Source organism: Mycolicibacterium rutilum (genome assembly GCF_900108565.1).
GTDB classification, from domain to species: Bacteria; Actinomycetota; Actinomycetes; order Mycobacteriales; family Mycobacteriaceae; genus Mycobacterium; species Mycobacterium rutilum.
Window position 1 is genome coordinate 2,230,635 of the sequence record NZ_LT629971.1, and the last position, 13,702, is coordinate 2,244,336.

At 68.9% G+C, this 13,702-nt stretch carries 14 protein-coding genes; 10 read left to right on the forward strand and 4 right to left on the reverse strand.

The window, feature by feature from the left end; all coding sequences use genetic code 11:
• Positions 1-33: 33 nt before the first annotated feature.
• From purB to BLW81_RS10900, 4 genes are read left to right on the forward strand one after another with little or no spacing between them, the layout of a single operon-like run.
• Complete coding sequence (gene purB, locus BLW81_RS10885) at positions 34-1,452, forward strand: adenylosuccinate lyase (protein ID WP_083407178.1); 1,419 nt, start codon at positions 34-36, stop codon at positions 1,450-1,452.
• Positions 1,449-2,663, forward strand: coding sequence for a cytochrome P450 (locus BLW81_RS10890; RefSeq protein ID WP_083407179.1), 1,215 nt, complete (start codon positions 1,449-1,451; stop codon positions 2,661-2,663). The genes purB and BLW81_RS10890 overlap by 4 nt, the downstream gene beginning before the upstream one ends.
• Complete coding sequence (locus BLW81_RS10895) at positions 2,660-3,604, forward strand: tellurite resistance/C4-dicarboxylate transporter family protein (protein WP_268875593.1); 945 nt, start codon at positions 2,660-2,662, stop codon at positions 3,602-3,604. The genes BLW81_RS10890 and BLW81_RS10895 overlap by 4 nt, the downstream gene beginning before the upstream one ends.
• Positions 3,591-4,157 (forward strand): DUF1707 SHOCT-like domain-containing protein, encoded by a 567-nt coding sequence (locus BLW81_RS10900; protein WP_083407180.1) that lies wholly within the window; start codon positions 3,591-3,593, stop codon positions 4,155-4,157. The genes BLW81_RS10895 and BLW81_RS10900 overlap by 14 nt, the downstream gene beginning before the upstream one ends.
• 4 nt (positions 4,158-4,161) lie before the next feature.
• Here BLW81_RS10900 and BLW81_RS10905 read toward each other — a convergent pair whose 3' ends face one another.
• On the reverse strand, positions 4,162-5,025 hold the full coding sequence (locus BLW81_RS10905; RefSeq protein ID WP_083407181.1) for a PDDEXK-like endonuclease domain-containing protein: 864 nt from the start codon (positions 5,023-5,025) through the stop codon (positions 4,162-4,164).
• Positions 5,026-5,122: 97 nt separating this feature from the next.
• The gene (locus tag BLW81_RS10910) at positions 5,123-5,740 is read right to left on the reverse strand and encodes a hypothetical protein (protein ID WP_083407182.1); all 618 of its coding nucleotides are present in this window, start codon (positions 5,738-5,740) and stop codon (positions 5,123-5,125) included.
• A 31-nt stretch (positions 5,741-5,771) separates the two neighbouring features.
• Between BLW81_RS10910 and BLW81_RS10915 the strand changes: the two genes are divergently transcribed.
• Positions 5,772-6,656, forward strand: a complete 885-nt coding sequence (locus BLW81_RS10915; protein WP_083407183.1) for a phosphoribosylaminoimidazolesuccinocarboxamide synthase — start codon at positions 5,772-5,774, stop codon at positions 6,654-6,656.
• Between the two features lie 29 nt (positions 6,657-6,685).
• Positions 6,686-8,791, forward strand: a complete 2,106-nt coding sequence (locus BLW81_RS10920) for a S9 family peptidase (protein ID WP_083407184.1) — start codon at positions 6,686-6,688, stop codon at positions 8,789-8,791.
• Here BLW81_RS10920 and BLW81_RS10925 read toward each other — a convergent pair.
• Positions 8,750-9,163, reverse strand: coding sequence for a hypothetical protein (locus BLW81_RS10925; RefSeq protein WP_083407185.1), 414 nt, complete (start codon positions 9,161-9,163; stop codon positions 8,750-8,752). The genes BLW81_RS10920 and BLW81_RS10925 overlap by 42 nt on opposite strands.
• A 94-nt stretch (positions 9,164-9,257) precedes the next feature.
• Here BLW81_RS10925 and BLW81_RS10930 point away from each other — a divergent pair, with 94 nt between their 5' ends.
• The 4 genes from BLW81_RS10930 to BLW81_RS10945 all read left to right on the forward strand — a co-directional run bounded on the left by BLW81_RS10930 (position 9,258) and on the right by BLW81_RS10945 (position 12,760).
• Entirely contained in the window at positions 9,258-9,815 is a 558-nt protein-coding gene (locus tag BLW81_RS10930; protein WP_083407186.1) for a TetR/AcrR family transcriptional regulator, read from the forward strand.
• A gap of 9 nt (positions 9,816-9,824) precedes the next feature.
• Complete coding sequence (locus tag BLW81_RS10935) at positions 9,825-10,322, forward strand: glutathione peroxidase (RefSeq protein WP_083407187.1); 498 nt, start codon at positions 9,825-9,827, stop codon at positions 10,320-10,322.
• A 69-nt stretch (positions 10,323-10,391) separates the two neighbouring features.
• Positions 10,392-11,096, forward strand: a complete 705-nt coding sequence (locus tag BLW81_RS10940) for a DUF2334 domain-containing protein (protein ID WP_083407188.1) — start codon at positions 10,392-10,394, stop codon at positions 11,094-11,096.
• Positions 11,097-11,119: 23 nt separating this feature from the next.
• Positions 11,120-12,760: an FAD-binding dehydrogenase gene (locus BLW81_RS10945; RefSeq protein ID WP_083410462.1), complete on the forward strand. Its 1,641-nt coding sequence runs from the start codon at positions 11,120-11,122 to the stop codon at positions 12,758-12,760.
• Here BLW81_RS10945 and BLW81_RS10950 read toward each other — a convergent pair.
• A complete protein-coding gene (locus tag BLW81_RS10950) occupies positions 12,757-13,410 on the reverse strand; it encodes an MBL fold metallo-hydrolase (RefSeq protein WP_083407189.1) in 654 nt (217 codons plus the stop codon). The genes BLW81_RS10945 and BLW81_RS10950 overlap by 4 nt on opposite strands.
• Between the last annotated feature and the right edge of the window lie 292 nt (positions 13,411-13,702).

Below are 13,702 nucleotides of genomic sequence, written 5' to 3' on the forward strand. Positions count from 1 at the left end.
CTGTGCCCGACCCGCGCCGTAAGCTGAACGTTTGTGACGATCCCCAACGTGCTGGCCAATCGGTATGCCAGCGAGGACATGGTGGCCATCTGGTCGCCGGAGGCCAAGGTCGTCGCGGAGCGTCGGCTGTGGCTGGCGGTGCTGCGCGCCCAGGCCGAGCTCGGCGTGGATGTGCCGGCGTCGGTGGTGGCCGACTACGAGCGCGTCCTCGAGCAGGTCGACCTGGCGTCCATCGCCGAACGCGAGCGGGTGACGCGCCACGACGTCAAGGCGCGCATCGAGGAGTTCAACGCGCTCGCCGGCCACGAACACGTGCACAAGGGCATGACCAGCCGCGACCTGACCGAGAACGTCGAGCAGCTGCAGATCCGCCGATCGCTGGAACTCGTGCACGCGCACGGGGTGGCCGTGGTGGCCCGGTTGGCCGAGCGCGCGGTGCTCTACCGCGACCTGGTGATGGCGGGACGGTCGCACAACGTGGCCGCGCAGGCCACCACGCTGGGTAAGCGGTTCGCGTCGGCGGCCGAAGAGCTGCTGGTGGCGCTGCAACGGGTGCGGGGACTGATCGACCGGTATCCGCTGCGCGGCATCAAGGGCCCGATGGGCACCGGGCAGGACATGCTCGACCTGTTCGGCGGAGACGCCGCCAAACTCGCCGACCTCGAGCGCCGCGTCGCCGAATTCCTCGGATTCACCGAGCTTTTCACCAGCGTCGGGCAGGTGTACCCACGCTCGCTGGACCACGACGTGGTGTCCGCGCTCGTCCAGCTGGGGGCGGGGCCGTCGTCGCTGGCGCACACCATCCGGCTGATGGCGGGCCACGAACTGGTCACCGAGGGCTTCGCACCGGGCCAGGTCGGCTCCTCGGCGATGCCGCACAAGATGAACACCCGCTCCTGTGAGCGCGTCAACGGCCTGCAGGTCGTGCTGCGCGGATACGCCTCGATGGCCGCCGAACTCGCTGGCGCGCAATGGAATGAGGGCGACGTGTTCTGCTCGGTGGTGCGCCGGGTGGCGCTGCCCGACGCGTTCTTCGCCTTGGACGGACAGACCGAGACGTTCCTGACCGTGCTCGACGAGTTCGGCGCGTACCCGGCCGTCATCCAGCGCGAACTCGACCGGTACCTGCCGTTCCTGGCGACGACGCGGATTCTGATCGCCGCGGTCCGCGCCGGGGTGGGTCGCGAAACCGCCCACGAGGTGATCAAAGAGCACGCCGTCACGGTGGCGCTGGCCATGCGGGAGAAGGGGCAGGAACCCGATCTGCTCGACCGGTTGGCCGCCGATTCGCGGTTGCCGCTGGACCGCCCCGCCCTGGACGCGGCGTTGGCCGACAAGCAGGCATTCACTGGCGCGGCCGGCGATCAGGTCGACCGCGTCGTCGCCGCCGTCGACGAGTTGATCAGCCGCTATCCCGAGGCGGCCAAGTACACCTCGGGTGCCATCTTGTGACGCTGGTTGGGGTCGACCTGACCGACCTGGACAACTTCGCCGACGGCTTCTCCCACGAACTGTTCGCGCGGCACCGCCGCGAGGCGCCGGTGTACTGGCACGAGCCGACCGAACACACGCCCGACGGTGAGGGATTCTGGTCCGTCGCCACCTACGCCGAAACCCTTGCGGTGTTTCGCGATCCGCAGACGTTCTCGTCGGTGACCGGCGGTTCGCGACCGTACGGCGGCACCCTGCTGCAGGACCTCGCCATCGCCGGCCAGGTGCTCAACATGATGGACGACCCGCGGCACTCGCAGATCCGCCGACTGGTCAGTTCGGGGCTGACGCCGCGGATGATCCGCCGGGTGGAGGACGACCTACGGGCGCGCACACAGCGACTGCTCGACGCCGTCGAACCGGGCGAGCCGTTCGACTTCCTTGTCGACGTGGCCGCGGAACTGCCCATGCAGATGATCTGCATCCTGCTCGGAGTTCCGGAGTCCGAACGGCATTGGCTGTTCGAGGCAATCGAGCCGCAGTTCGACTTCGGCGGCTCACGCAAAGCGTCGGTCGGCCAGCTCTCGGCCGAGGAGGCCGGCTCGCGGATGTACACCTACGGTCAGGAACTGATCGCGGCCAAGCGCGCGCACCCGACCGACGACATGCTCTCGGTCGTCGCCAACGCGTCGGACGCCGAGCTCTCCGAACTCGAGCTCTACCTGTTCTTCAGCCTGCTGTTCAGCGCCGGCGCCGAGACGACCCGCAACGCCGTGGCGGGCGGACTGCTCGCGCTGCTCGACCACCCCGACCAGATGTCGTCGCTGCGAAGCGATTTGACGCTGCTGCCGTCGGCTGTCGAAGAGATGGTGCGCTGGACGTCGCCTTCGCCGTCGAAGCGGCGCACCGCCACGCGGGACGTTTTGCTGGGTGGTTGCGAGATCGCGGCCGGGCAGAAGGTGCAGGTCTGGGAGGGATCGGCCAACCGGGACGCGTCGGTGTTCACCGACCCTGACGTGTTCGACATCGGCCGCTCACCCAATCCGCATCTGGGCTTCGGGCAGGGCGTCCACTACTGCCTCGGCGCGAACCTGGCGCGCCTGGAACTGCGTGTGCTGTTCGAGGAATTGCTGAGCCGGTTCGCTCGGGCGCAGTTGGTCAAGCCGGTCGAGTGGACGCGCAGCAACCGGCACACCGGAATCCGGCATCTGGTGGTCGAACTGGCGCCGTGAAACCCGACGTGTTCGCCTTCGTCATGGCGACCGGCATCGTGTCGATCGCGGCGGCGAAGCACGGATTCGGGGACATCAGCCTGGCGCTGGCGGTGGTGGCCGCGGTCGCACTGCCGAGTTTGGCTGTGGCGGCAGCGGTTTCGTGGTGGAGGCGGCCGCTGGACCTCACCGATCCAGACGTCACGATCCGGTTGTACACGTTCGTCGCGGCGTGCGCGGTGCTCGACAGCAGGCTGATGGCGCACTTTTCGATGCTGTGGTCGCTGGCGGTGATGGCGGCCGCGGCGTGGCTGGTGGTGAGTGTGTTGACGGTGCGCAGCTTCCGCCGCCGGTCCGGGCCCGAGGTGCGCGGCGCGGCGCGCGGAGCGTGGGAGCTGTGCAGCGTCGGTACCTCCGGGCTGGTGATCGTCCTGGTGGCGCTGGCGCCGGTGTGGGTCGCGGCCGCGGTGTGGGTCGCCGCGCTGGTGCTCTATGCGTTGATGACGACGCTTATTCTGGCGCGGGCGATCGCCGCGCGGCTGGACCCGCGCGGGTTCGAACCCGACGCGTGGATCCTGATGGGCGGGTTGGCGATCGCCACCCTCGCCGGCGATCACCTGCACGGCGCGGGCTTGTCCGAAGTTCGCAGGGCGACTGTCGTCACGTGGGGCATCGCTTCGCTGTGGATCGTGCCGCTGACGTATTTCGCCGTGCGGCATCTGCAACGAATCGAGGCGCGGCACTTCGCCGGGGTGTGGTGGGCGATGGTATTTCCGCTGGGCATGTACTCGGCGGCCACCCGCGCCATGGCTGTCGAAACCGGATGGCCTGCGCTGCCGACGATTTCGCTGGCGTTCTTCTGGATTGCGTTTGCTGCGTGGGTGATTGTGGTGATCGCCGGCCTGCGGATGCTGTGGAACACGCGGGTGCGCCACCTACCCTCGAGGCATGGACTCCGATGACGCGTTCCTGCGGGTCTCCGACGACGACCGCGCCCACGTCCGCCAGCAGCTCGAGCGGGCGGTGGGAAGCGGCATGCTCACCCTCGACGAGTTCAGCGAACGGGTCGACACCGTCCTGACCGCGCGCACGCGGGCGGAACTGCGTCGCGTGGTGGCCGACCTGCCCGACACCGGACTGGTGGCGACCCGCGACGAGGTGATGCGCGGCTGGATGTCGACGATCTCGCGGAAAGGGCAGTGGGCGGTGCCGTCGCACATCCGGCTGCATACGCGGCTGTGCAGCACCACATTGGATTTCACCCAGGCGGTGTTGCAGAGCCCCGTCGTCACGGTGGACATCGACGACTACCTCAGTTCGACGGAGCTGATCCTGCCCGACGACGCGACCGCCGACGTCAACGGCGTCGACACGTTCGCCGCCGACACCACGGTCAAGGTGTCGCACGGTCAGCGTTCGGCGCGACTGCATGTCGTGGTGCGCGGCCGGGTGCGGTTCGGGTCGGTGACCGCGCGGCATCCGTTCGGCCACACGTGGCGGCGCATGCTCGGCTGATGCGTCAGAGGTCTCGGCCTGTCGCCGCGGCGATCTCGGCGAGCACCCGTCTCGGGTACTGCGTCAGGTCAAGCCAGGTGAACCGCAACACTTTCCAGCCGTGCAGCGCGATGACGTTCTGCCGGTTGCGGTCGCCCTGGAAAACCTCGCTGTCGGAGTGGAACGCCCAGCCGTCGACCTCGATGGCGACCTTCTCTTCGACAAATGCGACGTCGACCTTGTAGCCGGCAACGGGGTAATTGGTCTCCCATCCGGTGAATCCGGCTTCGCGCAGCAGCTTGACCAGTATCCGCTCGGCTTCCGATCGCGCACCGTCCTCCGCGGCGCGCAGCAGCCGGCGCGCGGCCGGCGAACCGTGTCGGCCCTTGTTGCGCAGGTGCACCTTCCACAGGTGAGCGATTTCGACGTGCCGTTGCAGGGCGTGGTCCATCAATTGCGCGCCGCCGCCGCGTCGCACCGCAGCCTCGACGACGCTCAGGGCCAGCGCAGTGACCCGCAGTCCGTCGCGCTCGACGACGTCGCGGGAGGACAAGTCGCGGCGCCGCAGTCGCGTGCCCGGCCGGGTTCGACCGTTGCTCGACTTGGGCACTGTCACCTCGACGGTCGCCGGAGCGTATTTCGTCGCGCCGTGCCACCACGCGGCGGCCAGTCCGCTGGCGCAGGCTCGGGCGCCGAAGCTCCACACCGCTGCCCGGATTCGGGCCGCGTCCGTGAACGGCCGATCGTCGGCGAAGTAGACGCCGGGTCCGCAGCGCCGCCAACGCTTCGATCGCGTACGTCGTCGCACGGACTGGTCGCTCATCCCGATCTGACGGGCTTGAGCGAGGGTGATGACGCCGTCGTGGTCGCGTAACAGGTCTTCGAGCACATGGATAGGACGCGCGCGAGTGCTCGATCGGCTCCCCGCCGTGCGATTTGTGAGTGAAAACGTTCGCTGAGCGATCGAAATCACTCACAAATCGCAGTCAGAGGCGGCGGGCCACGCCTGCTGAGCGCAACTCCAGGGCCGCCAGGCCGCGAATCGTGTCGGCGTCGTAGGCCCGCCATGCCGCGACCGGGTCGTCGTTGATGGCCACCAGCTTGGCCAGCGGCCGGTTCGCCAGCGCGCGCAGCGCGAGCAACTGCTCGCCGGCCGACGTGCGCGCGAGCGTGATCGCCGTCCACTTGCGGCGGGCGAACTTCACCCGCAGGTACAGCCACGGCATCCCGACGAACAGGATCGGTGGGGCGGCCACCGCCAGCGCCAGCACCCACGCCAGCCACGAGGCGGTCGTGTCGAGGTTGTGGCCGGCGCCGGCGATGTCGAGCGCGGCCTCGCTGGCGGCCCGCAGCGGCCGGGCCAGCGCGTCGCCCACGAGCGGGAAGTCGTCGGTGCGGCTGCCCGCGGTGTCCAGGTTCTCCGACACGCCCGTGGCGCCGACCTCGACCTGGCGGCCGACCTCGGCGATCGTCGCGACCGCCGAGTGCACCGCCATGCCGACCAGCACCCAGATGATCGTCCAGACCAGCACCACCGAGTCGCTGACGAGCTGGCCCAGCAGCCGCGACGGGGTGGTGGCGTAGGGGATAAACCGCGAAGTCATGGCAGTAGATGCTGCCCGATAGGCTGGCCCGATGCGCCCCGCTCTGTCCGACTACCAACATCTGGCCAGCGGCAAGGTCCGCGAGCTGTACCGGGTGGACGACGAGACGCTGCTGTTCGTCGCCTCCGACCGCATCTCGGCCTACGACTACATCCTCGACTCGCAGATCCCCGACAAAGGTCGCATCCTGACCGCGATGAGCGTGTTCTTCTTCGACCTGATCGACGCGCCCAACCACCTCGCAGGCCCACCCGACGACGAGCGCATCCCCGCCGACGTGCTCGGCCGCGCGCTCGTCGTCCAGCAGCTGGAGATGCTGCCCGTCGAGGCCGTCGCCCGCGGCTACCTCACCGGCTCGGGCCTGCTGGACTACCAGAAGACGGGCACCGTGTGCGGTATCGAGCTGCCCGACGGGCTCGTCGAGGCCAGCAAGTTCGCCGAACCGCTGTTCACCCCCGCCACGAAAGCCGAACTCGGAGAACACGACGAGAACATCTCGTTCGACGACGTGGTCGCGATGATCGGCGCCGAACGGGCCGAGCAGCTGCGCGAACGCACACTGCGGACCTACGCCCAGGGCGCCGAACACGCGCTGGGCAAGGGCATCATCGTCGCCGACACGAAGTTCGAGTTCGGCGTCGACAAGCACGGTGAACTGCGCCTGGCCGACGAGGTGTTCACCCCCGACTCCAGCCGATACTGGCGCGCCGACGACTGGAAAGAAGGTGTCGTGCAGCAGAGCTTCGACAAGCAGTTCGTCCGTAACTGGCTCACCGGCGAATCCGGCTGGGACCGCGCTGGTGACGCCCCGCCGCCACCACTGCCGCCCGCGGTCGTCGACGCCACCCGCACCCGTTACATCGAGGCCTACGAACGCATTTCGGGTCTGAAGTTCAGCGACTGGATCGGCGCATGAGCGACGCTTGCGGAGCGAATCGACAAGCGATGAACCCGCCGGTCGCCAAGCGGGTCGACACCCGCCGCGAGCATCACGGCGACGTCTTCGTCGACCCCTACGAGTGGCTGCGCGACAAGTCCAACCCCGAGGTGGTCGAGTACCTCGAAGCGGAGAACGCCTACACCGAGCACGCCACCGAGCACCTGGCGCCGCTGCGGCAGGTGATCTTCGACGAGATCAAGGCCCGCACCAAGGAAACCGACCTGTCGGTGCCGACCCGCCGCGGGTCCTGGTGGTACTACGGCCGCAGCTTCGAAGGCAAGCAGTACAGCGTGCACTGCCGGTGCCCGGTCGACGATCCCGACGATTGGGTGCCACCCGAGCTCGACGAGCACACCGAGATCCCCGGCGAGCAGGTGCTGCTCGACGAGAACGTCGAAGCCGAGGGCCACGAGTTCTTCTCGCTGGGCGCGGCGTCGGTCAGTCTCGACGGCAACATCCTGGCGTTCTCGGTCGACGTCAAGGGCGACGAGCGATACACGTTGCGGTTCAAAGACTTACGCACCGGCGAGCTGTACGAGGACACCATCGCGGGCATCGGGCCCGGCGCGACCTGGGCCGCCGACAACCAGACCGTGTACTACTCGACGGTCGACGACGCCTGGCGGCCCGACACCATCTGGCGACACCGCCTCGGTTCGGGCCAACCCGCGCAGCAGGTCTACCACGAACCCGACGAGCGGTACTGGCTCGGCGTCGGCCGCACCCGCAGCGACAAGTACGTCATCATCGCGGCAGGCAGCGCCGTCACCTCCGAGGTGCGCTACGCCGACGCCACCGATCCCGACGCCGAGTTCACGGTCGTGTGGCCGCGCCGCGACCTGGTCGAGTACTCCGTCGAGCACGCCGTCGTCGGCGGCGAGGACCGGTTCCTGATCCTGCACAACGACGGCGCCGAGAACTTCACGCTCGTCGAGGCGCCCGTCGACAACCCGACCGCCATGCGGACGCTGATCGAGCACCGCGACGACGTCCGCCTCGATTCGGTCGACGCGTTCGCCAACCATCTCGTCGTCGGCTACCGCGCCGAGGCGTTGCCGAAGATCCAGCTGTGGCCGATCTACGAGACCGGCGAATACGGGCATGCCGAAGACTTCACGTTCGAGTCGGAGTTGACGTCGGCCGGACTGAGCGCCAACCCGAACTGGGATGCGCCGAAGCTGCGGATCGGCGCGACCTCCTACATCACGCCGGTGCGGATCTACGACGTCGACCTGGCGACCGGTGAACGAACGCTGCTGCGCGAACAGCCGGTGCTCGGCGACTACCGTCCCGAGGACTACGTCGAACGCCGCGACTGGGCGGTCGCCGCCGACGGTGCACGAGTGCCGATTTCGATCGTGCACCGGATCGGCCTGCAGTATCCGGCGCCGACGCTGCTCTACGGTTACGGCGCCTACGAGGTGTGCGAAGACCCGCGCTTCTCGATCGCGCGGCTGTCGCTGCTGGACCGCGGCATGGTGTTCGCCGTCGCTCATGTGCGCGGCGGCGGTGAGCTCGGCCGGTCCTGGTACGAACACGGCAAGATGTTGGAGAAGAAGAACAGCTTCACCGACTTCGTCGCCGTCGCACAGCATCTCGTGACCTCGGACCTCACTCGCGCCGAGAACCTGGTCGCCTACGGCGGCAGCGCGGGCGGCCTGCTGGTCGGCGCGGTGGCCAACATCGCGCCCGAACTGTTCGCGGGTGTCCTCGCGGCGGTGCCGTTCGTCGATCCGCTCACCACGATCTTGGACCCGTCGCTGCCGCTGACCGTCACCGAGTGGGACGAATGGGGAAACCCGTTGGAGGACAAGACCGTCTACGAGTACATGAAGTCGTACTCGCCGTACGAGAACGTCGAGGCCAAGAACTATCCGGCGATCCTGGCGATGACGTCGCTCAACGACACCAGGGTGTACTACGTCGAACCGGCGAAATGGGTCGCCGCGCTGCGACAGACCAAGACCGACGACCATCCGGTGCTGCTCAAGACCGAGATGAACGCCGGCCACGGCGGGATCAGCGGACGCTACGAACGCTGGAAAGAGACCGCGTTCCAGTACGCCTGGCTACTGGACACCGCCAAGGCCGACCACACGCCGCTGCCCTAGGCGCCGGTGCGCCTCCGGCCAACCGGGCGGGGTGTGCTCCGCGCGGTCCCAGAAGGTGAAGACCGAGTCGGCCATCCGCGTGCGGAATTTGGCCATCGTCGCGACGTGGGGTTGCTCGGCCACCGCGGCGTCGAGCGCGCTGCGGTCGCGCCAGGCGGACAGCGTGTAGAACGTCTTCTTCCGGGGCTGCGCGATCAGCGAGACGCCCAGCACCCCGGGCGACCTCAACATCTGCCTGCGGATCCGGAGCGCGGCGACCAAAAACCCCGGCACGTCTCGGTACCGCTTGAGTTCGAAGCGCGACGCCATCACCAGCGCGGGTGCGGTCGGTGGCTCGGCGGTCGTCGGCGTGGTCCAGGGGAGGGTGGGCATCAAGCAGACCTCTCGATCGGTAATCTTGTCAGTGACAAGTTACGACGCTAGGCCGGTATCTAGTCATTGTCAAGATGAGGCGTATGATGGTCGAATGAGCCGCACGTCGTACCACCACGGTGACTTGAAGGCCGTCATCCTCGCCCAAGCGGCCGAGCTGGTCGCCGAGCGCGGCGCCGACGGCATCTCGCTGCGGGAACTGGCGCGCGCGGCGGGCGTCTCCCATGCGGCGCCCGCCCACCACTTCACCGACCGCCGCGGGGTGTTCACCGCGCTCGCCGCGGAGGGCTGGCGCAAGCTGGCCGCCGCGCTGGCCGAGGCTCGGCCCGAGTTCATCGACGCGGCGCTGGCGTACGTGCGCTTCGCGCTCGACCATCCCGGGCACTACGCGGTCATGTTCGACCGCTCACTCGTCGATCCCGACGATCCGGAACTGCGTGCCGCCCAGGACGCCGCCGGCGACGAACTGCGGCGCGGCGTCGGCACTCTCGACGACCCGCGCGCGGTTGAGGATCCGCGCGCCGCGGCGCTGGCGGCTTGGTCACTGGTGCACGGGTTTTCGCTGCTGTGGCTGAACAAGGCCATCGACGACGGTGGCGATCCGATCGCGACCGTGGACCGCGTCGCCGGGATGCTGTTCAAGACCGGGTAACGTGCGGGCATGACCGACACACCGCTGACCGACATCGCCGTGACCACCCTCGACGGCCGCGACACCACACTGGGCGAACTCGCCGGCGGTGCCGCCCTGGTCGTCAACGTCGCGTCGAAATGCGGTCTGACGCCCCAGTACACCGCGCTGGAGAAGCTGGCCGAGGACTACCGCGACCGCGGACTGACCGTGATCGGCGTGCCGTGCAACCAGTTCATGGGCCAGGAGCCCGGCACCGCCGAGGAGATCCAGGAGTTCTGCTCGACGACCTACGGGGTGACGTTCCCGCTGCTGGCCAAGACCGACGTCAACGGCGCCGAGCGGCATCCGCTCTATGCCGAGCTGACCAAGGCGGCCGACGACAGCGGTGAAGCCGGCGACATCCAGTGGAACTTCGAGAAGTTCCTGCTCGCGCCGGGCGGCACCGTGGTCAAGCGGTTCCGGCCGCGCACCGAGCCCGACGCCCCCGAGGTGATCGCCGCGATCGAGGACGTCCTGCCCCGATAGCACCTGATGGCCATCTGACGTCAGCGTGTCCGAAACCGTTGCGACACCGGGTGTTGCCACACTGAGCACGTGACTGGCCAACTGCTCGTCTCGGTTTCCGGGATCAGCGAGCGCACCCTGCCCGACGTCGCCGCGTTCTGCGAGCGGCTCGATTCCCGCGGCGTCCCGGTGTCGCTGCTGGTGGCGCCGCGACTGAAGGGCGGCTACCGCCTCGGCGCGGACACCGGCACCGTCGAGTGGCTGACGCAGCGGCGCGACGGCGGTGACGCGATCGTGCTGCACGGATTCGACGAAGCGGCCACCAAGCGCCGCCGGGGCGAGTTCGCGACGCTGCCCGGCCACGAGGCGAATCTGAGGTTGCTGGCCGCCGACCGCGTCATGGACCATCTCGGGTTGCGGACGCGTTTGTTCGCCGCCCCCGGCTGGTCGGTGTCTCCCGGTACGGCTGCGGCGTTGCCCGGCAGGGGTTTTCGGCTGCTGGCCGGTCTCACCGAGATCACCGACCTGGTGCGGGGGACGGTGGTGCGGTCCCGGGTGCTCGGCATCGGCGAGGGTTTTCTCACCGAGCCGTGGTGGTGCCGGACGCTGGTGCTGTCGGCGGAGCGGATCGCGCGGCGAGGCGGGATCGTCCGGGTGGCCGTGGCGGCCCGTCACCTGCGCAAGCCGGGCCCGCAGCAGGCGATGCTCGACGTGGTGGACCTCGCGCTGATGCACGGCTGCCACCCCGCCGTCTACCGCTGGCGGCCGTACCGCGCATTGACAGACGCCGCCTAGCCTTCGCCGCTAACGTGGCGGCCATGGCGCAAGATGCTGATGTCATCGTGGTCGGTGCGGGCCTGGCCGGCCTGGTGGCCGCCTGCGAACTGGTCGACCGCGGCCGGCGTGTGCTGATCGTCGACCAGGAGAACGCCAACAACATCGGCGGCCAGGCGTTCTGGTCTTTCGGCGGGCTGTTCTTCGTCGACAGTCCCGAACAACGCCGGATGGGTATCCGCGACAGCCACGAACTGGCACTGCAGGACTGGTTGGGCTCGGCGGGGTTCGACCGCCCCGAGGATCACTGGCCGCGGCAGTGGGCGCACGCGTATGTCGACTTCGCCGCGGGGGAGAAGCGCGGCTGGCTGCGGGAGCGCGGGCTGCAGACGTTCCCGATCGTCGGCTGGGCCGAACGCGGCGGCTACGACGCGCGCGGGCACGGCAACTCGGTGCCGCGCTTCCACATCACCTGGGGCACCGGCCCGGCAATCGTCGACATCTTCGCGCGCCGGCTGACCGGCCGCGCCCGGTTCGCCCACCGGCACCGCGTCGACGAACTGATCGTCTCCGACGGTGCGGTCGTCGGGGTCCGCGGCGCGGTGCTCGAACCGTCCGACGCGGCCCGCGGTGTGGCGTCGTCGCGAAACACGGTCGGCGACTTCGAATTCCGCGCGCAGGCCGTCGTCGTCGCCAGTGGCGGCATCGGTGGCAACCATGACCTGGTCCGGCAGAACTGGCCGACCCGGATGGGCCGGGTGCCCGAACAGTTGATCTCGGGTGTGCCCGCGCACGTCGACGGCCGGATGATCGGCATCACCGAGAGCGCCGGCGCGCGGGTGATCAACCGCGACCGCATGTGGCACTACACCGAAGGGATCACCAACTACGACCCGATCTGGCCGCTGCACGGGATCCGCATCCTGCCGGGGCCGTCGTCGTTGTGGTTGGACGCCAACGGCAAACGGTTGCCGTCGCCGCTGTATCCCGGCTTCGACACGCTCGGCACGCTGGAGTACATCTCGCAGACCGGGCAGGACTACACCTGGTTCATCCTCAACGCGCGGATCATCGCCAAGGAGTTCGCGCTGTCGGGTCAGGAACAGAACCCCGACCTCACCGGCCGCAGCGTGCGCGACGTGCTGTCGCGGGTGCGTCCCGGCGCGCCGGGGCCGGTGCAGGCGTTCGTCGACCGCGGTGTCGACTTCGTCAGCGCGAACTCGTTGCGCGAGTTGGTGTCCGCGATGAACAGCGTGCCCGATGTGCAGCCCCTCGATTACGCGACGGTCGAGGCCGAGGTGACCGCGCGGGACCGGGAGGTCGCCAACAAATTCACCAAGGACATGCAGATCGCCTCGATCCGCGTGGCCCGCAACTATCTCGGCGACAAGCTCAGCCGGGTCGTCGCCCCGCACCGGCTCACCGACCCGAAGGCCGGTCCGCTGATCGCGGTCAAGCTGCACATCCTGACGCGAAAATCGTTGGGCGGGTTGGAAACCGACCTGGATGCGCGGGTGCTCAGGCCCGACGGCAGCGTGTTCGACGGCCTGTACGCCGCGGGGGAGGCCGCCGGTTTCGGCGGCGGCGGTGTACACGGCTACCGCTCGCTGGAGGGCACGTTCCTCGGCGGCTGTGTGTTCTCCGGGCGCGCCGCCGGGCGCGCCGCCGCCCGCGACACCGCCTAGAACTCGGTGGCGTTCTCCTGCTCGAGCACCTGGAAATCGGTGTCGGTCATCTCGGACAGCCGCCCGTAGAAGATCGGGCGCCCGACCGGATCGATGATCGCCTGGTGGATCGGCACCGCGTGCGTGGGCGCGACCGCGCGCAGATAGTCGACCGCCTCGGAGACCTTCAGCCACGGCGCGGCGGCCGGCGTCGCGAGCACGTCGACGGGCTCGCCGGGGACGAACAGCGCGTCGCCCGGGTGCATGAACCGGGCGGCGTGGGTGCCGTCGCCAACCAGGTAGGAGATGTTGTCGATGACCGGGATCTCCGGATGGATGACCGCGTGCGTGCCGCCGAGGCCGCGCACGGTCAGGTGCCCGACGGCGAACTCGTCGCCCGCGTTGACCGCGCGCCAGTTGCCGCCGAGCTGGGCCGCGGTCTGCGGGTCGGCGTAGAGCGCGGCCTGCGGGTTCGCCTCGAGCAGGGCCGGCAGGCGCTCGGTGTCGGTGTGGTCGGGGTGCTGATGGGTGATCAGAATCGCCGACAGGCCGGTGATGCCCTCGAAACCGTGTGAGAAGACGCCGGGGTCGAACAGGATCGTTGCGTTCTCACCGGATTCGCCAGGGAAATCTGCGAGTAGGCACGAATGGCCGAAATGCGTCAAGTGCATGCCTATATTGTGCGCGGGGCGGGGTTCAGGGGGTACTGAAGTCGTGCGATGGCTGTTGGTGGTGGCGCTGGGTTTCGGACTGGCCGTCGCACCGCCTGCGGACGCGGTGCCGGGGGTGTGTCCGCCGACGTGTGACGCGATACCTGATTCGGCGTGGCCGGTGAGCAGTGAGCTTCCGCTCTACGCCGCCTATCGGTGGCCGGGGCTGGCCGGACTGGCGGTCAACGCGCCGTCGCCGCGGTTCGTCTTCGAGGAGTTGTGCGCCGGCCCGGCCGTGCCCGCCGACCCGCGG